The organism is Candidatus Methanoperedens nitratireducens (genome assembly GCF_000685155.1).
In the GTDB taxonomy this organism is placed as follows: domain Archaea; phylum Halobacteriota; class Methanosarcinia; order Methanosarcinales; family Methanoperedenaceae; genus Methanoperedens; species Methanoperedens nitratireducens.
The window spans coordinates 312,734-333,697 of record NZ_JMIY01000005.1 but is presented as its reverse complement, the minus strand read 5'-3'; the positions used below and the strand labels follow the sequence as shown (position 1 = coordinate 333,697).

The window sequence follows — 20,964 nt, the reverse complement described above, 5'->3', positions numbered from 1 at the left end:
CGTTCGGTACACTCAGTTAAGATGGAGCAGGATATTTGCTGAAAATGCGAGCGATCAGCTTAATCTTATTCTTCGTTATTGTGGAATTGAAAGAACTTTTGAGACTGTTATGAAGGTGTATGAGAGCCAGGCTCTTGATCCGCATGTGAACAGGTATCGATTCAGAGAGGAATGGTGGGCTTAACCGATGACGTATGTATCCTCTTTATATAGAATCGAGTTGAACATTTCACCTGTCACAAAAGGTGAAATGTATCCTGTAAAAACATCGTTATTGATACGGCTTATGAAACTTTTACATGCTCTTGTATTTTCATCTTTTCACAGGATTCCAAGGAAAATGCAACTATCGACAAAAAAGCTATTTTTTGGCATGCTTTGCAGGCTTTCTATGCAATATATCTAACGCTGTTTGTCCCGGAAAAGCTTCTTCAAAAAGCTTCTGGTATCTTTCAAGCCTTTCAGGGTCTTCAAAAAGTCCGCCAAACTTATGCTCTTTACACATATTCGTTATACCTTTATTTGGTATATTGGCTTTTAATAACTTAACCATTTGCATTTTTAAAACTGTAATGATTGCAGCACCGGTCACCATGTTCGGGTTCGGGTTCGGGTTTGGCGCAACAGAATCAAAAGGACCGACTGCGGCTATTACAGTTGAGAATGTTCCTGATACACTTAAGATCGACCTGAAGATACAGCATAAAGGCGGGGACAGGCTGGCAGGAGGTGACTGGGGATTATCCATAGTTCCTGTTGGACAGCCGCCTGTATATCAGCCCTCACTAACAGATTTCAAGGTCGGGGAACAGATAATAACCATGAACGTGACAAACCATCCAGGCGCTGTATATAATGTGACCAATACTGCTGTCAATATAACTTATGGCGATTACCCTGCTGCGAGACTTGTAGCAGGCCAGAAGTACGATGTTAAAATAATCGTGTATCCGTTCCAGAGCATGGTGCTTGATACCGTGGTCGAAGTAAGGTAGGGTAGGCTGGATACCAGAGGCATCTTTTTATTTTTTGAATAAAGAGCAAAGCACAATTCTTATGGAATTATAATCCTGTAGAATCAGAGACTTTTTATTATCTTCTAATTTTAAAAGCCATAGAGTCGACTATGAACTTGGTTTATAGATAACAATGAAAAAGACGATTAACAACGAACTCAAAACGAACTTAAACGAACTCATAAGTCCGAGTTCGTATCGAGTTAGTACCAGTTCGTTGTTTTATATTAGCTGAACCACATCGGAATCTAAGATGCGATATAGTTGAACTTTTTCATACCAGAGCACAGAGGACGCAGAGAATTATTACAACTCTGTGCTCTCTGTGCTCACTTTTTGTCCCGGAAAATAAGGACAGGATGTTCTCATAAGAATAGAGCCTCCACGTAGAGAGCCTGCATTAAAACTTTGAAGTACTGTAAGTTCTTATATTTTATCGAGCAAATCAAGAATAGTCAGATACTGCTTATGCCCCATCCAGAAGCCATCTGTTATCATCCTGTTTATTCTAACTTTTGCATCTTCTTTCGATAATTTACCCTTTTTAACAATCAAGAAGATCAGGTATATGGTCCCGTGCACTTCCACACCCAGGATCTCTCCTGTCGTTCTTGCAATATCGTCATCAATGATGGCAACTCCACCCATGCTTTTTGCAAGGGACAATACCCCGATTTCCCCGCGATGGAGTTCCAGGCTTAACTGTATAAACATGCTATTATTTTCTATTTTTTGTACCGAAATAATGCCGTTTTTGACCAATTTTTCGACTGCAAGGGCATCAGCGTTCCCCATCTGCTTACCTTTGATCACTACCTCCTCATATACAGCATCAGGCATTATGCAATCTGCATCAAGTTCCTGGAAAATCCAGTCAAGACTTACCTTGCAGATGTATATTAGAGGGGTAGAATCTAATATAAAGATCATTGCATGGCAGCCTCAAAATCTTCCATTATGCTCTTTTGAGAGATATGTAGTGGTATGCCTTTCTCGCTCAGGATATCCAGCATTTCCCGGATTGAGATCCCTGCGATCTCTGCCGCTTTTGCTAGGGAGACCTTCTTTTGCATATACTGACCTAATGCATATTCTATCAGTTTTTGCCTTACTCCGGCATCTATGATGCTTCTGATCACAGCGGACCTGTCCATGTGAAGCCCGGTTGCAAGCATTTTGATCTTATCCTCGAGATCTTCGGGCGCAGTAATTGATATATCGGACATAGATTGTAATTTGACTTTTATTTATAAAAGGATTATCAATGCCCTATTATCCATAGTCCCTGTCGGACAGCCGCCTGTATATCAGGCATCACTTACTGATTTCAAGGTCGGGGAACAGATAATGACCATGAACGTGACAAACTATCCAGGCGCTGTGTATAATGTGACCAGTACTGTTGTCGAAACTGATATCGATTATCCTGATGCAAAACTTGTAGCAGGCCAGAAGTACGATGTTAAAATAATCGTGTATCCGTTCCAGAGCATGGTGCTTGATACCGTGGTCGAAGTAAGGTAGGGTAGGCTGGATACCAGAGGCATCTTTTTATTTTTACGCCGTTAACAGAAGCTTTGCTGAGCACTATTTGTAAATGAAAGCCTTATTTTACATCATGGTGTCTATAGACCTCCATGTTTTTGACTTGATCCTTACTAAGCATGACCGGTATGCCCCCTCGAACAAGGAAGTGCTCTTCTGTTATTGGATCTTTCTACATGTATTAGAGACTGGCATCGGTGTAAACGGTTTCAATGTCCTTTTAGCATAAAAACAATATGAAAAGCAACTGTCTAAACAATCGATCTACACCAAGTCAGCTTCAACTTCACGCATGAAATCATTGACACCATTCACCGCAGTTACTAAGATAACTCCTTTGCTTTTGCAGTGCTTTATCGCGGTTTCGCCATTACTTGTATGTGTTATTTTTGTGTGTTTTGGGAGCGCTCTCAGATGATGTCCTGCAACAAAAATTTTGTCAACTCGCCGATTTTCGGCAAGTTCGCGCAAGAAAGGGGCAAATGCCTGCGTCCTTTCGCTCCGATCCTTGCGAAAATAGCAAAGAAAGCAAAAAGTCTTATCTGTCAATGTTTCTAAATGCCTGAGTATGTCCGCAGCACTTTCAACATCATTAGCCTTTGAGGCTGTAAAGTAGTCTATCCCGTAGCGTTTTGAGCGGCATATTGAGATAACACGCCTCTGCCTGTTAAGTAGGGTTTCGATCACACTTTGTTCAAGGCCGGAACCAGTCACCAGCTTGATGACTTCGTTGGCGATGTAAATAGATTGCATTGATGGAGCGACATCGCAGGGAATGTTCGTCTTAATGAGCCTTATTCCGTATTTTTCACAGTATTTAGCCAAAATTAAAAGCACCCGTTCCTTTTTCTCGGCGGTAATGAGTGCCTTAGCCCCGCGCAAATTAACAGCAAATGATTTTGCCTGTTCGTCGATGGTTTCCCCCAACCTGTCCTGGTGTTCAAAGCGGATGTTTGGAATCACAACAACATCCGGCTTGATGATGTTGTGGACGGCCCGCATTGTATATGCAGAAAGCGCCTGGTTCTCGAACACCTTGAAGTCGCAATGACTATATTTTCTAAGAACTTCGCGGTTTTCAGAATCGATAAAAAAAAGCCCTCGTTTGCGCACAATCGGAATTCTTTTCCCGCGATAAAGAATAGTAGTCTCCTTTCCCGTGATTTTTCCTACAACTGACGCGCCTTTATGTTCAAGTGCGGAAACAATCATCTCAACCGCACCGGATTTCCCGCGTGTTCCTTCAACAAGTATGCTCGTCATAAGTTTACACCATATAGAGTGAAAATAGAGAAACGCATACAAGGAACACAAATGTCACGGACAATAAGATTGCGGATTTCAGCATGTTTGATGTTGAGTTGTTTTCCCTATGCAGGTTGTATGCGAAAAGCCCGGGGAGAACTAAAGCATACCAACCTATCGAACTCAGGACATCCTCAAATGCAAGCGTGACAACCATGCCAATTACAAGTGCAAGATACAGTAGTCGGCGGCCATAGACAATATACCGCGTGTATAGCACCTCAAGAGCCCCATAGGTAATCAGGGCAGAAAACAGTAGCTTTGGAAACGATAACGGGAATTTCACAAAATAGATTGCCAGGAGAGGCAGAATTATCACCCCGCCACCCCTGAACATATACTTTTGATATAGGAAAAACCCTATCACGAACCCAGCAAACAGGGGCAAAAACTCCCAGTTTAGCACCATACAACCACTCAATTAGATAGAAATTGTCCTCTCAAATTGGCTTATGATGTATTTTCCAGCACTCTGGATGCCTACACTCATGACACTGCCTGTAATCCTATCATCGCTCCATTCGACAAAGCAGGTGGGGTTTCTAGGACTAATGAGAAGGGCACGCCACTTTTCCCCCCGTTTCATCACAAGAACATGATCCCATTTGTTAATATCTATGTTGCAGTCTGACGATGTGATGATTTCAGAAACAGTCAGGTTGTTTTCAAGGTCGTAGAAATAATCGCCCGTCCTGTTTGTCCGGTCAACATAGTTGACCTGAAGCTTGTTCGTATTCGGGTACAGTCTTATTTCGTACCTCTCAAGGAGGTTCTCAGGGTTCACTATTGCAAGGCGCGGACCATACCAGTCGTATTCTCCTGAAGACTGTGTAATCTTAACCTTTCCAAAAAAAATACGCTGAAAGTTGTTTCTAATCGCATACGTTCTTGAAACCTCTATGGTTCCTCGATCGTTATCAAGGTAATCTATATACCCCGTGGAGTAATTATCGGAATATTGATAAATTTCATTCCAGGCATAATTATTTGCAGGTGGACTTTGCCCCAATGCAACAGGGGCAAACAACATCAGCCCAAGAAGCAAACTTAACAAACCCTTGCCGTTCATATCAAAAACTTCCACACACACTCTCTTATTTTTTTTCATATTTGACACCACCTCAGACAATTGATATAGCCAGTAAGTTTTTTCTAATAAAAATCTACAGGGCGAAATGCACAATAAAGCTGTAGTTTTCATTTAAATAACCAGAACCAAAATAACCGCATTTAAATTAAATATATCGATAATTTTTGAGGTTTCTTTGGTATTTTAATGTTTATTAATGTTTATTTTAGCTTTTTAAAGTTTATAAATAATTTTTTTTGAGATTGACGTTAAATCAAATCCTATTTTACGTGAATAAATTATATAAGCTACAATGATAAAAAGTAAAAGACATCAGCCTGATTGCCGTAGATTCAGGTCAGTGGATTAAGAATTATTACAACTCTGTGCTCTCTGTGTACTCTGTGGTTGATTATTCCTATTTATATAAATATGTTGGAGAACAAGCCATGTCAGGCTCAGGTAAATATATCCTCAATCTTACGCTGCCGCTGTTAACAGAAGCATAAGATTAAGCCGTCCTGAGATAAAGAGAGATTGGATTGATATCATGCCCGCAGAAAAAGTGCCTGGCTGGATAAAACAAGTCCTGATGCCTGAGCTCAGCGAGATAAAAGGCGAGCTCAGGGCTATCAACACAAGGATCGATTCAACGAATTCAAGGATAGACTCAACGAATTCAAGGATAGACAGCCTGAGAAACGAAACAAAAACCGAGATAGACAGCCTTCGTAATGAGATTAAGATGGAAATAGCCAGCCTCAGAACTGAAATGACCGTAAAGTTCGACTCACTGGAAAAGCGTATCCCTGTGATCGAAAAGATAACCGCTCTTGAGCATAAGATTGCAGACCTTGAGAAAAGGCTGGCAGCAGCAGAGACGTAACGTGAGCGTGAGAACTGCTAAACTCAAGATATTTTTACACATTTTTAACTTTTCGGATAGATTCTAATCCCAGCCTTTCAAATTACTGGATGGTCTCGGGACATACATAAAATATAAATGCTATGTGAGAGTATTGTATTGGCCCCAAGATACATGATATGGGCTGCGCCGGCTAAGTTCCGGGGCTAAAGCCACAGGAGGAAATCTATGGCTAAAAAGGAAGAACCAACAAAAGTAAAAGAAACAACACAAGAAACCCAGAAGAAAGAAGTACCTCAAGAGGCAAAGAAAGAGAAGAAACATGAGGGTAAGGGAGAAGGAAAAGAGCAAGTAAAGAAAGAGCGCAGAGGTGCTCCAAAAGAGGGGAAAAAAGAAGCTTCTAAACCCAAGGAAACAGGACCAGAGATAAGACACATTGTGCGTATCGCTGATACAGATCTTGATGGTAAAAAGAGTGTACAGTATGCACTCACAGGAATAAAGGGGATCAACAGGCGTATAGCAGAGATTTTATCAATTAATTCAGGTCTTGACCCAAAGGCCACTGTAGGATATCTTAATGATGCTGATATAGACAGGTTACAATCTTCAGTTGATAACATAACAACTATAATTCCATACTGGATGATGAATAAACAGAATGATCTCATGACAGGCGAGGATAGACATGTTGTCGGGACAGATGTGTTATTGAGCCTTAATGAAGATCTGAACTTTATGAAGAAAATGCGCTCATATAAGGGTATGAGACATGAAAGAGGCCTTAAAGTACGCGGTCAGCGCACCAGATCAACAGGCAGGAAGGGCAGGACTGTAGGTGTTACAAGGGCATCTATTTCAGCGGGTAAAGCAAAAGAGGGAGAGAAGAAAGAAGAAAAAAAGGGAGGGGGTAAATAATGGGATACCCGGGAAAAGATAGAAAATCATATGATACGCCAAAACACCCATGGCAAGCGGCCAGAATGGCATCAGAGGTCGAACTCGTGAAGAGGTACGGCCTGCGAAATAGAAAAGAGGTCTGGAAGACCCACAGCAGCCTTAAGAACTACAGGGAACTTGCAAGAAAATTGCTTGCAGAGAGTGCAAAAGGAAAACTTGCCGGCAATGTGAAAACAGATTCTGATAATATCCTGAGCCGGCTGAAGCGATACGGCCTGTTGAAAACGGATGCAGGGCTTGATGATATCCTCTCGCTGGATGTGACCAATTTCCTTGAGAGAAGGCTTCAGACCCAGGTGCACAAACAGGGGCTTGCCAATACTGTAAAACAGGCACGGCAGTTCATTGTGCACGGGCACATCTCCGTAGGAGGCAGGAGGGTTACTGTTCCAGGTTATCTTGTTTCTATGGATGAGGAACTGCGGATAAATTACTATGGCAGCTCACCCTTATTCGGTGAGGGTCATCCTTCAAGACCTGCACAGGTCATAAAAGGCATGATGCAGGAAACTGCAAAACCTGAGCAGACGGCCGGTGAGACAAAAATGGAGGCTTAACAATGGCAACTGAGAAATGGGGTGTAGCCCATATATATTCATCATTTAACAATACCCTGATAACCGTTACTGATTTAACAGGGGCTGAAACAATATCAAAGATAAGCGGCGGCATGGTAACAAAGGCTGCCAGAGAAGAGAGTTCACCGTATACTGCTATGCAGATGGCTACCCAGATTGCAGATAAGATACGGGATAAGGGAGTTATAGGAGTACATATAAAGGTAAGGGCACCTGGAGGCAATATGCAGCGAAGCCCTGGACCTGGAGCCCAGGCAGCTATCAGGGCTTTTGCCCGTGCCGGAATTAAGATAGGACGTATCGAGGATGTGACGCCGATCCCGCATGATGGTACGAAAGCTAAAAAGGGAAGGCGTGTATAAGATATATAGAAAATTAAAAAATAAAGGCGTGTATAAAATAAATATGGATATAGACATAATTGAATTATCTGAACGCAAAGCCAGGTTTGTTCTATCTGGTGTTCCTGCGGCATTTGCCAATGCGCTAAGACGTAGCATACTTGCAGAGGTTCCAGTACTGGCTATTGCCGATGTGAATATCTATGATAACACATCTGTTCTGTTCGATGAGCAGCTTGCTTTAAGATTGGGACTTATACCACTTAAGGCTGATACCAAAAGATATGTACTTCCAGAGGAATGTACCTGCCAGGGCCAGGGATGTCCCTTATGTCAGGTCTCATTGACCCTGAGTGCTGAAGGCCCGAAGGTGGTATACTCTGGTGATATGATATCGACAGACCCTGATGTACGCCCGGCAGATGCGACGGTACCTATTGTAGAACTTAAGGAAAAGCATAAGGTCGTGGTTGAATCTATAGCAAGACTCGGAACAGGAACAGGTAGAAGCCACAGCAAATGGCAGGCTGGTATCGCAAGCGGGTACAAGAATATGCCTGTTCTAACGGTCGGAGAATGCGATGGATGCGGCAAATGCATAGAGCTATGTCCCCGCAATATCCTCAAATTGAGCGGGGACAAGGTCAGTGTCACGGACGTGATCGAGTGTTCGATGTGCAGAATATGCGAGGAAGCATGTGATATGAACTCGATTTCCGTGAGCTATGATCCTGAATCCTTTGTGATGACCTTTGAAACGAGTGGCTCTACGACAGCGGCTGAGCTTGCTATTGAGGCTACAGAAAGTATTAAGAAAAGGGCAGGACAATTAGGCGAGATACTTAATACGTTCTGATAAAAGAGGTAATCACCTCTTTTACCGGGGCTAAAATATATCATATGGTTCTGCTATAAGGGATAGTGCTCCCAAAGGCGCACATGTCATATTGCGAGGGTTGCCCAGTCCGGTCAAAGGCGCCAGCTTGAGGGGCTGGTCTCGTAGGAGTTCGTGGGTTCGAATCCCATCCCTCGCATTTCTGATTAAAAGAAAGGGCTATTAGCAGGGCTTTTTGATCGGATAAAGGCAGTTCTACACCCTGCTTAAAATTTGAAAATATTTACACGGTCATGAGACAAAGTAGTAGTAGATCGCATAGGCTGTCATGAATATCAGCACCAGAATGACGCTATCTCCTACAGGCGATTTCCTGACCGGCTCACCGGGATAATTGCTCCATCCTTCCTCCAGGATCCTCTCAGAAGCATGGGGCGGCATTCCAGGGAACCTGCCAAGGATTTTAAATACGATCGTACCTGCGTACAGAAATATGGCCTGTGTGGGGTTCTTTCCAAGCCATATAAGATAATCCTTAAGGCGCATGAGGATATCAACCGGCCACTGGGAGGCGGCAGAAAGCGGCTTCTCTACAAACCACATGAAGCTCCTGCTCCCTTTTCTGTAGAACCAGTCGGTATCAAGGCTTATGGCATGTTCTCCGCCAAGCTTACCCAGCAGCAGGAAGAATCCAAGTGCTGTGAACAGCAGTATCTGCAATGCCCATACTATATGCTCCCCTGTGTATGGAACATAATCAACAGGATAGGGAAGGATACCATAGAGTATAGCAGGATATACACCGATGAGAATATTCAAAAAGGCTGCTAAGCCCATGGCAAGGAGCATATTGACTGGAGGCTCTTTTGCTTTTATTCCAGCATCCCTGGCAAAGAATACAAAATAAGGAAGCCTGAGGGCTGCGATCAGGAAAGTGCCTGCTGAGGCAAGGGTCAGTAGAAGCCATACAACTGCCAGATGCTCATGAGCTGCTGCCGAGACCACCATGGACTTGCTCACAAATCCGCTAAAAAATGGTAATGCCGAGATAGAGAGAGCTCCGATCATGTATAAGCCCAGCGTTATAGGCATGGTCTTGTACAGACCTCCCAGTTCTGTGAGTTTTCTTTTCCCTGCCATGTGTATAACTGCGCCTGCGCACATGAAGAGCAGGCCCTTGTAGAGTATATGGGTAAAAGCATGGGCTGTTGAGCCATTAACCGCAAGTATGGTTCCCATTCCAACGCCTGCTACCATGTAGCCTACCTGGCTTATGATCTCGTATGCAAGAAGCCTGCGTATATCATTCTGAAGCAGTGCATATACAACACCAAAGACTGCCATGAATGCACCAAGCCATATGAGGATCTCAACGCCAAGGAAAGCACGGAGCAGCACATATACTGCGGTCTTTGTGGTGAATGCGCTCAGGAACACCGCGCCTGTGACCGTAGCCTCAGGATAGGCATCAGAGAGCCATGCATGAAGCGGGGGGACTGCAGCGTTCAGCATGAAGCCAAGTAATATTAGATAGGAATCAAGTGAGCCAAAATCTATTGGACCAAACTCGATAGAGCCTGTGTTCACAAGACGTATTATTATGCCGGCAAGTAAAGAGAGCCCGCCTGCGACGTGTACAAGAAGGTACCGCAAACCTGCATCTCTGGATGCTTTTTCTTTGTTGTACCATATCAGGAAGACCGATGAGAATGCCATGATCTCCCAGAAGACAAAGAGTGAAAAGAAATCCCCTGCAAAGACCACACCAAGCGCGCTGCCCACGTACATGAAAGCGGCAAAATGCTGGCCGCTCTCCCTGATGTGAAGGGCATACAGTATCCCAATGAATGCCATTATAACAAACACGTATCCAAATGCCATGCTCAATTTATCGACCTGGCCGAATATCAGGCTGTATTCCATGAACGGGATAACCCAGCCCGTACCCTCACCCATATATAGCAGATTGATAAAGACAATGAGGGGAAGCAGGAGCAGATAAGCCTGTTTAACCTTTCCTTTAAGCAGGGGTATGAGAAAAGCTCCCACGATCATTATGGCAGCCGGGGGCACCCATTCAATCATAGTAGTCCTCCTTTCTCAGGAGCAATTTATGCCCGATGGCTTTAGATACTATTATTAACAGAATGCTGGATACTAAGCCGTATAAAGCACTGAATCCAGGTATAGCGTCCCAGAAGAACTCTATTTTTTCCCTGTGTATGAAGAAATCAGCCAGCACAACGATAACAAGGCTTGCGTAGAACAGGTACCTCAGGGTCTTTATGTTTATGTTTATGTTATCCATTTATGTTCCCCCTGTCAGGCTCTGTACCGCAATCCTGACTATGGCAAGAGGCTCATCAGGCCAGATACCGAGTACAAGCGAGATTATCCCTGTCAATATCAGCGGTATGAGCATGAATAATGGAGCCTCTTTATAAGATAGCTCCTTATCAGGTTCTTTAAAAAAAGCATTTATGATTATTGGAGCAAAGTATGCGACATTTAGAAGCGTACTTACAAGGAGTACAAACAGCAGAGGGATCTGCTCTATCTCTACTGAGCCGATCAGCATATACCACTTACTTATGAAACCTGCCATGGGTGGTGTACCTGCCATACCGATCGCCCCAAGAGTGAATGCTATCATCGTGAGAGGCATCTGTCTTGCAATCCCGTTCATTTCGCTGATCTTCTCTTTGCCTGAGGCTACAATGATCGCCCCTGCACAGAAGAAGAGGGTAATCTTCATAAAGGCATGGTTCAGAATATGCAGCATCCCCCCCGTGATGCCGGCAGGTGTGAGCATGACCACACCCAGTATAACATAGGAGAGCTGGCTTATGGTGGAGTATGCCAGTCTTTTCTTCAGGTTGTCGTGGGTGAGGGCAAACAGCGATGCAACTATGATCGTGAATGCTACAAAATATGCCATGGCAAGGGCAAGCCCTGTTTCCTTCATGAGATCGATGCCAAAGATATACAGGATGATCCTTGTTGCTGTGAACACACCCACCTTTACAACTGCCACGGCATGCAATAATGCACTTACCGGCGTTGGGGCTATCATTGCTGATGGCAGCCATGAATGGAGGGGCATGAAGGCTGCCTTGGCAGAGCCTATCATGAAGGTTATGAAGAGCAGGTAGAGCATGTTCACAGGGATTCCCTTTCCTGCAAGAATCCCGCCCGGGGCAAAGTCTGTGGTGCCTGTGTAGTGGTACACGGCTATGATAGAGAACAGGAGAAAGATACCGGCGGTCAGAAGGTATAAGAGGTATTTTCTCCCCGCGCTCATGGCATCACGGGTTTCGATATGTATGACCAGGGGATAGGTTGAAACTGTGAGTATCTCGTAAAAAATGAAGAGAGTGAAGAGATTTGCAGAGAAAGCTATGCCTATCGCAGAGGATAGTGCCATTGCAAAGCAGAAGAAAAATCTTGTCTGAGCATGCTCTTTCAATGTCCGCATGTAGCCGATTGAATAGAACGTTGTGAATATCCACAGGAAAGAAGCGATTAGCCCGAAGAGAAGACCGAAGGCATCCACTCTAAACATTATGGGTAGGTTTGGCAATACCTCCCACAGTTTGAGCTCGATGATCTTACCATCCATAACAGCAGGGATCATGGAGGCCACGATCCCGAATTTGATAATCCCGGCGATAATCGAGATACTTTCCCTGATATTCGGGTATCTGCCAAAAATGAGTATCATGGCTGCTCCGATGAGAGAGACAAGCACTGCAAGACCCGGGCCAAACGATGTAACTGTTTCCATATATTTCTCCTATGGCAATACTCCTGTTACCCATTGTTCTATTATCCCTATGGGAAGGGATGCTAAAAGACCGAGCAAGACCGTTATGACTGCAAATGCCAGGATGGGCAAAAGCATACTGATGGGCGCTTCATCCTTCTTTATATCCTCGTGTACGCCAAAGAACGCATTCTCAAAGATCCTCCAGAAGTAAACCGCAGTGAGCAGGCTGCTTAAAAGGATAACCACAACAAATACCCATTCTCCTGCTCCCAGTGCCCCCCATGCAAGATAGAATTTGCTTGCAAAGCCTATTGTGGGGGGTATCCCTATCATGGAGAGCGCCCCGATCACAAAAGCAGCCATTGTATAGGGCATCTTTTTACCCATACCTTTTAGCTGGTATATGTTCCTTATGCCTGTGCGGTAGATGATTGCCCCTGCAACCATAAAAAGCCCGACTTTCATCAGGCTGTGGCTGAGGATATGGAGGATTCCCCCTGTCATGGCAAGCTTGTTTGCCATACCGATTCCCAGGAATATGTAACCTATCTGGCTTACACTTGAATAGGCAAGCATCCGTTTTATATCATACTGGGCTATTGCCAGCAATGATCCTGCAAGTATGCCGATAGCTGCAACCCAGGAGAGAATGCTCATCACAGGCACGGTCTCTATCACATAGGAGGGGGATATAACAGTGAACATCACCCTGATAAGGGCATATATCCCGACCTTGGTAAAGGTGCCTGAGAGCACGGCGCTCACGGCAGACGGGGCATGTGTATAGGCATCAGGAAGCCATGTGTGGAGCGGGAACAGCGCTGTCTTGATGCTCAATCCCACCACAAGCAGCGCAATCGCTACAAGGATGACCGGCCTTCCGTAGAGTGAAGGGAGAAGTGCTGAGATATCTGCCATGTTGAGGGTGCCTGTCATCACATACAGGTAGCCTATGCCTAAAAGAATAAAAGAAGCTGAAACCGTACCCATTATCATGTAGTTGAAGCTTGCTGTGAGCGAATGCCTGCCTCCCATAGCGATCAGGGCATAAGCTGCCAGGGAGCCTATCTCCAGGAACACATACAGGTTGAAGATGTCCCCTGTCACCACAATGCCCAGCATGCCTGTGGTGAGAAGTATATACAGCGTATACAGCGGCAGCTCTTTATCCGGGACCTCAAATCCAAGGCTTTTTCTTCCATATATTGAAACTGAGAAGCAGATACCTGCCACAATAACCAGCACAAAGGCGTTCAGAAGGTCAACCGCATACTCTATGCCCCATGGAGGCTCCCAGCCCCCCAGCCAGTAGCTTATGTTTCCTGCTATTATCACCTGGTAGAGGAGAAAGATACTTATAAGGAACTGGAGCAGGATTATAAATGATGCCCAGAGACTGCACATCTCTTTTCTGATCAACCCTATGATGGGTGTGAAGAATGCCCCCAAAAGGCCGACTGCAATAATCAATACTGAAAGGTGGTCTGTTATCATCTGCTCAACTCTATGATCTTATCTTCATCAAGTGTCCCGAATTCTTTGTATATCCGTATAACAAGAGAAAGACCCACAGCCAGGGTACTTACTGCTACGACTATTGCTGTAAGTATCAGTACATGCGGGAGTGGATTTACATAAACTGCAGGCTCCTTTAAGAGAATAGGTGCCGTGCCGCCGCTTACATCAGCCGCTGATACATAGAATAAGAATATGGAATACTGGAATATACTCATGCCTATCAGTTTCTTTATGAGGTTTCTCTTGCCTATCATGCCGTAAAAGCCGATGGTCATGAGGGTTATGTATATGATGTAATTATATTTTGCAAAAATTATGTCCAGTACCATCTATTCCACCTTCTTTCTAAGGGCAATATCATAGAATATGGAGACCATTATCGCCATTACTGTAAGTCCTATACCCACTTCTACAATCTCTATTCCGTATTTGCTCGCTTCAGCAGGTGAATGCCCGAGTGGAAGCGCTCCATATTCAAGAAAGTTGCCTCCAAAGATTATGGCAAGTATTCCCATACCTACATATATAAGAGGTCCAGTGCTGGCCATTACCATTACCAGTTTCACAGGCAGTATCTTCTTTGTTTCCTTAAGGCCAAAGGCAGCGGTATGCAGGATAAAACCAGCCGCCAGGATAACGCCTGCCTGGAATCCACCCCCCGGTCCTAAAGCACCGTGGATGAGCACATACAATCCCCACAGCAGTATAAATGGGACCATGATACTGGCACTTGTCCTGCATATTATGGATCCTGTTACGGATCTGGTTTCCACCACGGGTTCAGTTACAGATATAGCCTTCAATTCCACTTCCTCCTTATCAAAAGCATAACTGTAATCCCTGCCGTGAATATAACCGCGGTCTCACCCAGCGTATCATAACCTCTGTAGTTTGCCAGTACAGCAGTAACAATATTTGGCACTCCTGATTCTGTATACGATCCCTCGATATAACGCTGCGCCACATGTTTGTTGGCAGGAGCATCAGGGTCGCCAAGATCTGGAAGATCTGGCACACCATAAGCAAGAATTGCAAAGAAAAGAGCACAGCTCAAAATAGCCAGGTAACGCCTCATTACCTCTCCTCCTCATACCTTCTTGTGCAGGCTATGGCAGCCACCAGAAGTATGGTGGATACACCAGCGCCCACAGCAGCCTCGGTAAAGGCAACATCCACCGAGTTCATCTCAACCCATATAACAGCCATCAGAAAGCTGAAACATGCAAAAAGCACAGTAGACTCGAGGAGGTCCTTAACCATAATAGACGCCACAGCCAGGACAAGGATAAGCAAAAGCAGCACTAAGTCAACAGAGAATATCATTCATGCCCCTCCTTTTTCCAGAGCTTCCATCCTTCCCTTGTCCACACCTTATAGCCCCGGGTAACTGCAGCCCTGAACAGGGCATGGACTGCAACAGGACCTGTGAACAGCACAAAGAATATTATAAAAAGCAGCTTCACGCTCACAAGGTCAGGTCCCTGAAATATCACAAGGCCCGTGAGCATCAAACTCACACCGAGAGTATCGCACTTGCCTGTGGCATGCATCCTGGAATATACATCAGGAAACCGCACAAGACCTATTGCGGCTGTGAGCATGAGGAACGCCCCGACTACCAGGAAAGCGGTTACAATCACTAACTTCAATATCTCGATCATTCGCATATCCTCCCGCTCTCAAGATACTTTGCGATTATGACAGTGGCTATGAAATTAAGAATAGCATAGAGAAGGGCTATGTCAAAAAAGTATGGTCTCTCGAATACATAGCCAATAAGTACCAGGATAACGATGGTCTTTGTCCCGATAACATTAACACCGAGCATGCGGTCATATGGAGATGGACCCCTAATTATGCGATACAGAACAACGGAAGTTGTTAAAAGCAGTACCCAGATAAATGCTTCAAAATAGACCATTACTTCCACTTCCCGGATTCTCTGAATATATAACCTACCCTTGTAGCCATTTCACAGGGTGTGGTGAGAAGGCTCTCAGCAGGCTCCTGAGCTATTGAATGAACATAGAATGTGCCGTCCCTGTCCACATCAATGGTTATGGTGCCAGGGGTAAGGGTTATAGAATTTGCCAGTGTTGTCATCGAAAGATCGCTTTTCAATCCGGATTGAAATGATATGATGCGGGGATCGATTGGCATATCCGGGCTCAACACCCTCTTGACCACATCCCAGTTTGCAAGTGCGATCTGCCAGACTATCCAGGGTAAATATCCTATAAAACGGATAAATGAAACGGCAGCAGAACGCCCTTCCTTTATCAGCATAAAGTGGCTGTGGAATGCATAGGAGACAAAAAGGGCACTGACTGCACCCAGTGATAGATAGAATGTCTCAAACGCCCCTGAATTGAGGAGCCAGAAAAGATACATCACCACAAAGGTAGCTGTGAAACTAAAGATTTTACTTGTCAACGCTTATCTCCTGTGCCTGTTGCGGTCATCTGCATCATGAGAGTACATCTTTAATATTAATCTTTTCATTTTTCTTTCGTTTTCCTTTCGTTTTTCTCTTCAGGCTTTTTTATCTCTAATCAATCAGGTGGTTTTTCCTGAGCTTCTCAAATACCAGCACACCTTTTTCGGTCAGAATAAATCTCTTCCATGTATGCTTCATGGGGGTAAGGCACTCAATCAGCTCATGTTCCTCCAGTTCCCGCAGTGCACGGCTGATATTCTGCAATGATCTTCCTGTCTTCTCTGCAATCTCTGATGCCTTTATCAGTCCATGTTCATGGATAGTTCTCATTACCAGTAACCTCCGGTCAACTGTTAAAACCCATTTTGTGAGATCGTCTGTCTCCATCATCGCAAAAATATACATATTCATTATTTAATCTTTTGTAATCCGATTGAAGATCTCAAGGTAGGCCGCAGACAGATCTCCTTTGTTTCTCCTGAGTTTTTCCGATTGGTCTCATAGGGAGCTTCTATACTCTATATGCTTAAATAATTTATCATATTCTGTAATAATTACTAACCTCAGCTATCCAAAGTTCTGTATCGATATGATCCAGCAAGCATGATATTAGTCCTCACTACCGAAGAGGCAAAATCATTATGTTCAACACCCACATTCTCCAGTGTATCGGCTTTGGTCTGCCTGATCACGACTTCACCATCCTGCACCGCTTTTCCTGAGGCAATATTCACACCCCTGATAAGTACCCTGTGCGAAACAAAGCAGCCATCTCCTATCGAGCAGTCAAACACCACCGAGTTAAAGCCAATAAAACAGTTTTTTCCAACCGTGATCGGTCCATGCACAATACAGCCGTGGGAGAGGGAGGTATAATCTCCTATCACTACTCTTGTATGCGCCAGGGCATGGATTACTACATTATCCTGGATATTGCAGCCTTCCCCTATAATTACCATAGAGCCAGGCTCATCTGCACGTATGCTGGCATTCGGGGCTATAAATACCCGTTCTCCAATTATCACATTCCCTATTATCGCTGCAGATTCACAGACATATGCGCTTGCACTTATTCTGGGGGATTCCCCTGCCGGATTCTTTAACAGCATCATCTTGTCCTCCGTATTACGCAAGGTATAAATAACCTATCATATGTTCTAATAAAACATAATGTTTAAACATTAATTTTGAAATATGGAGGAAATGATATGGATAGGAATACGTTGAATGGTGATCTTACTACTGGCTTTAGAAAATTAAAATCAGATATACTTGATAAGGGACTCTGTACAGGTTGTAGCATATGTACTGTGATGTGCAGGCTTGAGAACATAGCTTTTGACGGGCATCCTGTCATGAGACAGGAATGTGCAAGCTGCCAGTTATGCAATATTGTATGTCCCAGGGCAGGAGAGGTTTCCCGCAATCTGCAAAAAGAGTGGGATACCCTTGATAGGCATGCTATTATCCGCTCAGCAAGAAGCACAGATGAAGGTATCTTGAAAGTATGCCAGGACGGGGGAGTGACTACCAGCCTTCTGTGGTATGCACTGAACGCCGGGCTTATCAAAGGCGCGGTAGTATCTGGCGTTAAAGACCTGAAACCCATCCCTATGATCGCAACAACGTATGAAGAGCTGGTATCCTCTGCAGGTGTACGATACTCCCCGTCGCCTACGTTCCAGGCACTTCTTTACCATTCCAGAGATGGTGGTTCTAATGGGCGCAACCATTCTACAAAACTGGGGCTTGTGGGTACCCCATGCCAGGTACTTGCCATGAGGAACATGCAGATGCCTGATATGGAAGGTGCAATACTTGAGCCCTCTGACTCTATTGAGTTCATCATCGGACTTTTCTGCATGGAGCAATTCGATAGCAAGCTTACCGAGTATCTGAGAAATAAGATGGACCTGCAGAATGCTAAGAAGTTCAAGATGACAAAGGATGGGCTCATTATAAATTTTGCAGATGGCAGCAAGGCGCTAGTTGAGCATGCCGAGATAAAGAGGTTCGTTAGATCTAACTGTCGTATCTGTGCGGACTTTACTTCAAAGTATGCCGACATCTCGGTAGGAAGCGCCGGGTCGCCAGCAGGCTGGACAACTATGATAATACGGAGCGAGATTGGAAGATCGATCTATTATGGGGCGCTAAGATGCGGGTTTATAGCTGAGAACCCCAGGTCCCCGAAGATGCAGGTCATCGAAAATCTGTCAGGCAAAAAGATGGAGCGCAGCGCTAAGAGTCGCCTTGATTAATAAACAACGAACTGGTACGAACTCGATACGAACTCGAGCTGATGAGTTCGTTTAAATTCGTTTTGAGTTCGTTGTTAATCGTCTTTTTCATTGTTATCTATGAACTAGTTCATAGCCGATTTTGTGTTTTTTTTAACGTATAGGAAAGTATAAACGCATTTCTTCCTCCTCATCTTGAAATCTGATAGTCTAAAAACAACGAACATAAACGAACTGGAACGAACTCCAAGAGTTCGTTTTGAGTTAGTATAAGTTCGTTGTTAATAATTTTGCCCCCGCAGGGGCTTTCTTGAGATTGTCATTACTTTTACGCAACCCTCATTTATATTATTTATAATAGCAATATATTTAAACTAAACATCCAATATGGCAGAGAAAAGGCGAAAAGGTGCGGCCTCAGTATTGAGAGAATATTTTATTAGCTCTTATACTGGGCGATCAGGAGCTAAAAATGAAAAAATGGATATCATTAGTTTTCCTAATACTGTTACTCCCACTGGCGAGTGCGGTCAGTTACCCGCAACTTGCAGGTTTTGTTACCGATAATGCCAATATGATAGACCCGGCATATGAGTCAAAGATAACACAGCTTGCACAGAAGATAGAAAAAGAGACGACTGTAGAGATCGCGGTTGTGACCGTAGAATCCTTAGAAGGGGAATCAAAGGAGATATATGCTACAGGGCTCTTTGAGAGAGCCGGCATAGGTAAGAAGGATAAGGATAACGGTCTTCTGATCTTTGTAGCAAAACAGGAGCGGGAATACAGGTTTGAGGTGGGCTACGGACTTGAAGGTATTATTACCGACAGCATGAAGGTCAACATCGGGGACAGGATAATCGTACCAAATTTCAAAAATGACGAATACGGCAAAGGTATCTATGAGGCAATGCTGGTAATCGAGGGACTCATAGGAGGTAATGAAGAGGTCATATCAAAATACGGTACTAACCAGACTGATAGCTCAGAGGTACCTGGCTGGTTATTTCTTCCCATCTTTGGCTTTGTAGTATTAATTATTATATTGAGCACCATGTCAGAGACAAGACATAGAGGCAGAGGATATTATGGAGGTTATGGTGGTTATGGCGGATATCCAAGAGGCGGCTTTGGAGGCGGTGGACGTGGCGGGGGATTTGGAGGTGGCTTTGGAGGGTTCGGTGGTGGAAGGTCAGGCGGAGGAGGGTTTGGAGGCAGATGGTGACAGGGATAATTAACGGGTGATATAATGGCTACAGAAAAAATTAAGGAAATACTTGGAGAGAACCTGGTGGCACTTGTGGAGTATTACACAGGTGATGAGAAGAACATCCTTGCGGTATGCAACAGCCTTGATTCTGATACTTTACGCAGGCTCAAGCAATTAAAGGAAATACCTCTTGTCCTTACAAAGGAAGAACTCACTGGCGGAGTGGATGTGTTCCCGATTGAATTTCTGAATATCAAGCAGCATCATAAAATACTCTCTGGTGAAGATTTCCTGAAGGATGTAGTGATATCTAAAAAGCACCTGCGCCACCAGCTTGAGTTTGAGTTCCGCTCAAAGCTGATCCATCTTCGTGAAGAGTACCTTCAATTCAAGGATAAGGATCTTGAGGACCTCATAATTTCCGCACTTCCTACACTTGCACCCATAATAGGCGGGCTCATATACCTGAGGGATCTGCATTATGAGGATACACAGGATATGTTCAGGACCGTTTCAGATGGATACGGTATAGATATGCAGGTTTTAAAAGAGATCTATGATATAAAGCACAGTAGAACTAAATTCAAGAAAGACAAGGAATTATATATAAAGGATCTAATCAGGGTACTTCACGATATAGGAAAAATTATTGATGAATTTGAGGTGATTGAATGAATTCAAAAAACACGTTACTTGTAGTCCTGGGCGCAATAGTAGTTATTGCGCTCCTGTTTGGCGGCTGGTTCCTTTTCACATATAATGGTATTGTAGCAGCACAGGAGAGTGTTGATGGCCAGTGGGCCCAGGTGGAGAGCCAGTACCAGCGCCGTGCTGATCTTATTCCAAACCTGGTTGAGACAGTGAAGGGCTTTGCAGCACAGGAGAAGGATATCTTAGAAAACGTGACAAGACTCCGCAGTCAATGGAGTGAGGCCTCAACTCAGGAAGAGAAAATGGAGGCTGCAAGAGGTATGGATTCTGCTCTTGCAAGGCTGCTTGTGGTTGTTGAGAACTATCCACAGCTTAGATCAAACGAGAACTTCCTTGCCCTGCAGTCTCAGCTTGAAGGCACTGAGAACCGGGTTGCTGTAGAGCGGATGCGCTACAATGACAGGGTAAGGGAATACAATACAAGGATTAAGCAGATGCCAGCATCAATAGTGGCCAGTATGTACGGTTTCACTTCCAGGTCGTTCTTTGAGGCAGATAAAGGGGCAGAGGTGGCGCCTAAGGTAAAGTTTACATAATTACACACTAAGAGTTATCCGAAATCCGTAAA

30 protein-coding genes, 1 tRNA gene and 1 pseudogene are annotated in these 20,964 nt (G+C 44.3%); 13 read left to right on the top strand and 19 right to left on the bottom strand.

Annotated elements, in window-relative coordinates; all coding sequences use genetic code 11:
- Nucleotides 1–184: pseudogene (locus tag ANME2D_RS17455) on the top strand (IS4 family transposase); the annotation flags it as partial.
- A gap of 177 nt (nt 185–361) precedes the next feature.
- Here ANME2D_RS17455 and ANME2D_RS11610 read toward each other — a convergent pair.
- Nucleotides 362–559: a hypothetical protein gene (locus ANME2D_RS11610; protein WP_157834097.1), complete on the bottom strand. Its 198-nt coding sequence runs from the start codon at nt 557–559 to the stop codon at nt 362–364.
- Nucleotides 560–572: 13 nt separating this feature from the next.
- Between ANME2D_RS11610 and ANME2D_RS11605 the strand changes: the two genes are divergently transcribed.
- A complete protein-coding gene (locus ANME2D_RS11605) occupies nt 573–995 on the top strand; it encodes a hypothetical protein (RefSeq protein ID WP_157834096.1) in 423 nt (140 codons plus the stop codon).
- A 447-nt stretch (nt 996–1,442) separates the two neighbouring features.
- Here ANME2D_RS11605 and ANME2D_RS11600 read toward each other — a convergent pair whose 3' ends face one another.
- Complete coding sequence (locus ANME2D_RS11600) at nt 1,443–1,946, bottom strand: DUF3368 domain-containing protein (protein ID WP_048091804.1); 504 nt, start codon at nt 1,944–1,946, stop codon at nt 1,443–1,445.
- Nucleotides 1,943–2,242, bottom strand: coding sequence for a UPF0175 family protein (locus ANME2D_RS11595; RefSeq protein WP_048091802.1), 300 nt, complete (start codon nt 2,240–2,242; stop codon nt 1,943–1,945). Before ANME2D_RS11595 ends, ANME2D_RS11600 begins: the two co-directional genes overlap by 4 nt.
- Before the next feature lie 10 nt (nt 2,243–2,252).
- On the opposite strand from ANME2D_RS11595, the gene ANME2D_RS11590 reads away from it, so the two are divergent.
- Nucleotides 2,253–2,540 carry a hypothetical protein gene (locus ANME2D_RS11590; RefSeq protein WP_048091801.1) on the top strand — a complete coding sequence of 96 codons (288 nt, stop codon included), beginning with the start codon at nt 2,253–2,255 and terminating at the stop codon, nt 2,538–2,540.
- A gap of 285 nt (nt 2,541–2,825) precedes the next feature.
- Here the strand turns inward: ANME2D_RS11590 and ANME2D_RS11585 are convergent, their stop codons facing one another.
- From ANME2D_RS11585 to ANME2D_RS11575, 3 genes are read right to left on the bottom strand one after another with little or no spacing between them, the layout of a single operon-like run.
- Nucleotides 2,826–3,824, bottom strand: coding sequence for a hypothetical protein (locus ANME2D_RS11585; RefSeq protein ID WP_048091800.1), 999 nt, complete (start codon nt 3,822–3,824; stop codon nt 2,826–2,828).
- 4 nt (nt 3,825–3,828) lie between these two features.
- Nucleotides 3,829–4,275: a poly-gamma-glutamate biosynthesis protein PgsC/CapC gene (locus tag ANME2D_RS11580; RefSeq protein ID WP_048091798.1), complete on the bottom strand. Its 447-nt coding sequence runs from the start codon at nt 4,273–4,275 to the stop codon at nt 3,829–3,831.
- A 12-nt stretch (nt 4,276–4,287) separates the two neighbouring features.
- Entirely contained in the window at nt 4,288–4,974 is a 687-nt protein-coding gene (locus ANME2D_RS11575) for a hypothetical protein (RefSeq protein WP_048091795.1), read from the bottom strand.
- A gap of 511 nt (nt 4,975–5,485) precedes the next feature.
- On the opposite strand from ANME2D_RS11575, the gene ANME2D_RS11570 reads away from it, so the two are divergent.
- From ANME2D_RS11570 to ANME2D_RS11545, 6 genes are all read left to right on the top strand, one after another.
- Nucleotides 5,486–5,821: a coiled-coil domain-containing protein gene (locus tag ANME2D_RS11570; RefSeq protein WP_048091793.1), complete on the top strand. Its 336-nt coding sequence runs from the start codon at nt 5,486–5,488 to the stop codon at nt 5,819–5,821.
- Between the two features lie 207 nt (nt 5,822–6,028).
- Nucleotides 6,029–6,718 carry a 30S ribosomal protein S13 gene (locus ANME2D_RS18915; protein ID WP_052368881.1) on the top strand — a complete coding sequence of 230 codons (690 nt, stop codon included), beginning with the start codon at nt 6,029–6,031 and terminating at the stop codon, nt 6,716–6,718.
- Entirely contained in the window at nt 6,718–7,317 is a 600-nt protein-coding gene (locus ANME2D_RS11560; RefSeq protein ID WP_048091791.1) for a 30S ribosomal protein S4, read from the top strand. The genes ANME2D_RS18915 and ANME2D_RS11560 overlap by 1 nt, the downstream gene beginning before the upstream one ends.
- A gap of 2 nt (nt 7,318–7,319) precedes the next feature.
- On the top strand, nt 7,320–7,700 hold the full coding sequence (locus tag ANME2D_RS11555) for a 30S ribosomal protein S11 (RefSeq protein WP_048091790.1): 381 nt from the start codon (nt 7,320–7,322) through the stop codon (nt 7,698–7,700).
- A gap of 43 nt (nt 7,701–7,743) precedes the next feature.
- Nucleotides 7,744–8,535 (top strand): DNA-directed RNA polymerase subunit D, encoded by a 792-nt coding sequence (locus ANME2D_RS11550; protein WP_320408816.1) that lies wholly within the window; start codon nt 7,744–7,746, stop codon nt 8,533–8,535.
- A gap of 93 nt (nt 8,536–8,628) precedes the next feature.
- Nucleotides 8,629–8,713, top strand: a tRNA-Leu gene (locus tag ANME2D_RS11545).
- A gap of 92 nt (nt 8,714–8,805) precedes the next feature.
- On the opposite strand, the gene ANME2D_RS11540 is transcribed toward ANME2D_RS11545, so the two are convergent.
- The 13 genes from ANME2D_RS11540 to ANME2D_RS11480 form a co-directional block, all read right to left on the bottom strand.
- Complete coding sequence (locus ANME2D_RS11540) at nt 8,806–10,599, bottom strand: Na(+)/H(+) antiporter subunit D (protein WP_052368880.1); 1,794 nt, start codon at nt 10,597–10,599, stop codon at nt 8,806–8,808.
- Complete coding sequence (locus tag ANME2D_RS11535; protein ID WP_048091788.1) at nt 10,592–10,822, bottom strand: hypothetical protein; 231 nt, start codon at nt 10,820–10,822, stop codon at nt 10,592–10,594. Before ANME2D_RS11535 ends, ANME2D_RS11540 begins: the two co-directional genes overlap by 8 nt.
- Nucleotides 10,823–12,298, bottom strand: a complete 1,476-nt coding sequence (locus ANME2D_RS11530; RefSeq protein WP_048091786.1) for a monovalent cation/H+ antiporter subunit D family protein — start codon at nt 12,296–12,298, stop codon at nt 10,823–10,825.
- Nucleotides 12,299–12,307: 9 nt separating this feature from the next.
- Nucleotides 12,308–13,774, bottom strand: a complete 1,467-nt coding sequence (locus ANME2D_RS11525) for a monovalent cation/H+ antiporter subunit D family protein (RefSeq protein ID WP_048091784.1) — start codon at nt 13,772–13,774, stop codon at nt 12,308–12,310.
- Nucleotides 13,771–14,127, bottom strand: a complete 357-nt coding sequence (locus ANME2D_RS11520) for a cation:proton antiporter subunit C (protein WP_048091781.1) — start codon at nt 14,125–14,127, stop codon at nt 13,771–13,773. The genes ANME2D_RS11525 and ANME2D_RS11520 overlap by 4 nt, the downstream gene beginning before the upstream one ends.
- Nucleotides 14,128–14,601: a Na(+)/H(+) antiporter subunit B gene (locus tag ANME2D_RS11515; RefSeq protein WP_052368879.1), complete on the bottom strand. Its 474-nt coding sequence runs from the start codon at nt 14,599–14,601 to the stop codon at nt 14,128–14,130. It abuts the gene before it with no gap.
- Nucleotides 14,598–14,873 carry a hydrogen gas-evolving membrane-bound hydrogenase subunit E gene (mbhE, locus tag ANME2D_RS11510; RefSeq protein WP_048091779.1) on the bottom strand — a complete coding sequence of 92 codons (276 nt, stop codon included), beginning with the start codon at nt 14,871–14,873 and terminating at the stop codon, nt 14,598–14,600. Before mbhE ends, ANME2D_RS11515 begins: the two co-directional genes overlap by 4 nt.
- Complete coding sequence (locus tag ANME2D_RS11505; protein WP_048091777.1) at nt 14,873–15,121, bottom strand: hydrogenase subunit MbhD domain-containing protein; 249 nt, start codon at nt 15,119–15,121, stop codon at nt 14,873–14,875. Before ANME2D_RS11505 ends, mbhE begins: the two co-directional genes overlap by 1 nt.
- Entirely contained in the window at nt 15,118–15,459 is a 342-nt protein-coding gene (mnhG, locus tag ANME2D_RS11500) for a monovalent cation/H(+) antiporter subunit G (protein ID WP_081810253.1), read from the bottom strand. The genes ANME2D_RS11505 and mnhG overlap by 4 nt, the downstream gene beginning before the upstream one ends.
- Complete coding sequence (locus ANME2D_RS11495) at nt 15,456–15,719, bottom strand: monovalent cation/H+ antiporter complex subunit F (protein WP_048091774.1); 264 nt, start codon at nt 15,717–15,719, stop codon at nt 15,456–15,458. Before ANME2D_RS11495 ends, mnhG begins: the two co-directional genes overlap by 4 nt.
- A complete protein-coding gene (locus ANME2D_RS11490) occupies nt 15,719–16,231 on the bottom strand; it encodes a Na+/H+ antiporter subunit E (protein WP_048091768.1) in 513 nt (170 codons plus the stop codon). The genes ANME2D_RS11495 and ANME2D_RS11490 overlap by 1 nt, the downstream gene beginning before the upstream one ends.
- Before the next feature lie 115 nt (nt 16,232–16,346).
- The gene (locus ANME2D_RS11485) at nt 16,347–16,622 is read right to left on the bottom strand and encodes a MarR family transcriptional regulator (protein ID WP_456303720.1); all 276 of its coding nucleotides are present in this window, start codon (nt 16,620–16,622) and stop codon (nt 16,347–16,349) included.
- 176 nt (nt 16,623–16,798) lie between these two features.
- Entirely contained in the window at nt 16,799–17,347 is a 549-nt protein-coding gene (locus ANME2D_RS11480; RefSeq protein ID WP_241763362.1) for an LbetaH domain-containing protein, read from the bottom strand.
- Nucleotides 17,348–17,443: 96 nt separating this feature from the next.
- Between ANME2D_RS11480 and ANME2D_RS11475 the strand changes: the two genes are divergently transcribed.
- The 4 genes from ANME2D_RS11475 (at nt 17,444) to ANME2D_RS11460 (ending at nt 20,932) form a co-directional block, all read left to right on the top strand.
- Nucleotides 17,444–18,496 (top strand): Coenzyme F420 hydrogenase/dehydrogenase, beta subunit C-terminal domain, encoded by a 1,053-nt coding sequence (locus ANME2D_RS11475; RefSeq protein WP_048091766.1) that lies wholly within the window; start codon nt 17,444–17,446, stop codon nt 18,494–18,496.
- Nucleotides 18,497–18,947: 451 nt separating this feature from the next.
- The gene (locus tag ANME2D_RS11470) at nt 18,948–19,700 is read left to right on the top strand and encodes a TPM domain-containing protein (RefSeq protein WP_048091764.1); all 753 of its coding nucleotides are present in this window, start codon (nt 18,948–18,950) and stop codon (nt 19,698–19,700) included.
- 24 nt (nt 19,701–19,724) lie between these two features.
- A complete protein-coding gene (locus ANME2D_RS11465) occupies nt 19,725–20,360 on the top strand; it encodes a hypothetical protein (RefSeq protein WP_048091762.1) in 636 nt (211 codons plus the stop codon).
- The gene (locus ANME2D_RS11460) at nt 20,357–20,932 is read left to right on the top strand and encodes a LemA family protein (RefSeq protein WP_048091760.1); all 576 of its coding nucleotides are present in this window, start codon (nt 20,357–20,359) and stop codon (nt 20,930–20,932) included. The genes ANME2D_RS11465 and ANME2D_RS11460 overlap by 4 nt, the downstream gene beginning before the upstream one ends.
- Nucleotides 20,933–20,964: the final 32 nt, after the last annotated feature.

What these genes read in the sequence shown, in the direction of transcription:
- ANME2D_RS18915 (WP_052368881.1), top strand. Translation starts at nt 6,029, where the DNA reads ATGGCTAAAAAGGAAGAACCAACAAAAGTAAAAGAAACAACACAAGAA.
- ANME2D_RS11560 (WP_048091791.1), top strand. Translation starts at nt 6,718, where the DNA reads ATGGGATACCCGGGAAAAGATAGAAAATCATATGATACGCCAAAACAC.
- ANME2D_RS11585 (WP_048091800.1), bottom strand. Translation starts at nt 3,824, where the DNA reads ATGACGAGCATACTTGTTGAAGGAACACGCGGGAAATCCGGTGCGGTT.
- ANME2D_RS11480 (WP_241763362.1), bottom strand. Translation starts at nt 17,347, where the DNA reads ATGATGCTGTTAAAGAATCCGGCAGGGGAATCCCCCAGAATAAGTGCA.
- ANME2D_RS11595 (WP_048091802.1), bottom strand. Translation starts at nt 2,242, where the DNA reads ATGTCCGATATATCAATTACTGCGCCCGAAGATCTCGAGGATAAGATC.
- ANME2D_RS11485 (WP_456303720.1), bottom strand. Translation starts at nt 16,622, where the DNA reads ATGGAGACAGACGATCTCACAAAATGGGTTTTAACAGTTGACCGGAGG.
- ANME2D_RS11525 (WP_048091784.1), bottom strand. Translation starts at nt 13,774, where the DNA reads ATGATAACAGACCACCTTTCAGTATTGATTATTGCAGTCGGCCTTTTG.
- ANME2D_RS11470 (WP_048091764.1), top strand. Translation starts at nt 18,948, where the DNA reads ATGAAAAAATGGATATCATTAGTTTTCCTAATACTGTTACTCCCACTG.
- ANME2D_RS11575 (WP_048091795.1), bottom strand. Translation starts at nt 4,974, where the DNA reads ATGAAAAAAAATAAGAGAGTGTGTGTGGAAGTTTTTGATATGAACGGC.
- ANME2D_RS11460 (WP_048091760.1), top strand. Translation starts at nt 20,357, where the DNA reads ATGAATTCAAAAAACACGTTACTTGTAGTCCTGGGCGCAATAGTAGTT.
- mnhG (WP_081810253.1), bottom strand. Translation starts at nt 15,459, where the DNA reads ATGATCGAGATATTGAAGTTAGTGATTGTAACCGCTTTCCTGGTAGTC.
- ANME2D_RS11605 (WP_157834096.1), top strand. Translation starts at nt 573, where the DNA reads ATGATTGCAGCACCGGTCACCATGTTCGGGTTCGGGTTCGGGTTTGGC.
- ANME2D_RS11495 (WP_048091774.1), bottom strand. Translation starts at nt 15,719, where the DNA reads ATGGTCTATTTTGAAGCATTTATCTGGGTACTGCTTTTAACAACTTCC.
- ANME2D_RS11550 (WP_320408816.1), top strand. Translation starts at nt 7,744, where the DNA reads ATGGATATAGACATAATTGAATTATCTGAACGCAAAGCCAGGTTTGTT.
- ANME2D_RS11465 (WP_048091762.1), top strand. Translation starts at nt 19,725, where the DNA reads ATGGCTACAGAAAAAATTAAGGAAATACTTGGAGAGAACCTGGTGGCA.
- ANME2D_RS11535 (WP_048091788.1), bottom strand. Translation starts at nt 10,822, where the DNA reads ATGGATAACATAAACATAAACATAAAGACCCTGAGGTACCTGTTCTAC.
- ANME2D_RS11555 (WP_048091790.1), top strand. Translation starts at nt 7,320, where the DNA reads ATGGCAACTGAGAAATGGGGTGTAGCCCATATATATTCATCATTTAAC.
- ANME2D_RS11600 (WP_048091804.1), bottom strand. Translation starts at nt 1,946, where the DNA reads ATGATCTTTATATTAGATTCTACCCCTCTAATATACATCTGCAAGGTA.
- ANME2D_RS11505 (WP_048091777.1), bottom strand. Translation starts at nt 15,121, where the DNA reads ATGATATTCTCTGTTGACTTAGTGCTGCTTTTGCTTATCCTTGTCCTG.
- mbhE (WP_048091779.1), bottom strand. Translation starts at nt 14,873, where the DNA reads ATGAGGCGTTACCTGGCTATTTTGAGCTGTGCTCTTTTCTTTGCAATT.
- ANME2D_RS11610 (WP_157834097.1), bottom strand. Translation starts at nt 559, where the DNA reads ATGCAAATGGTTAAGTTATTAAAAGCCAATATACCAAATAAAGGTATA.
- ANME2D_RS11530 (WP_048091786.1), bottom strand. Translation starts at nt 12,298, where the DNA reads ATGGAAACAGTTACATCGTTTGGCCCGGGTCTTGCAGTGCTTGTCTCT.
- ANME2D_RS11475 (WP_048091766.1), top strand. Translation starts at nt 17,444, where the DNA reads ATGGATAGGAATACGTTGAATGGTGATCTTACTACTGGCTTTAGAAAA.
- ANME2D_RS11520 (WP_048091781.1), bottom strand. Translation starts at nt 14,127, where the DNA reads ATGGTACTGGACATAATTTTTGCAAAATATAATTACATCATATACATA.
- ANME2D_RS11570 (WP_048091793.1), top strand. Translation starts at nt 5,486, where the DNA reads ATGCCCGCAGAAAAAGTGCCTGGCTGGATAAAACAAGTCCTGATGCCT.
- ANME2D_RS11540 (WP_052368880.1), bottom strand. Translation starts at nt 10,599, where the DNA reads ATGATTGAATGGGTGCCCCCGGCTGCCATAATGATCGTGGGAGCTTTT.
- ANME2D_RS11580 (WP_048091798.1), bottom strand. Translation starts at nt 4,275, where the DNA reads ATGGTGCTAAACTGGGAGTTTTTGCCCCTGTTTGCTGGGTTCGTGATA.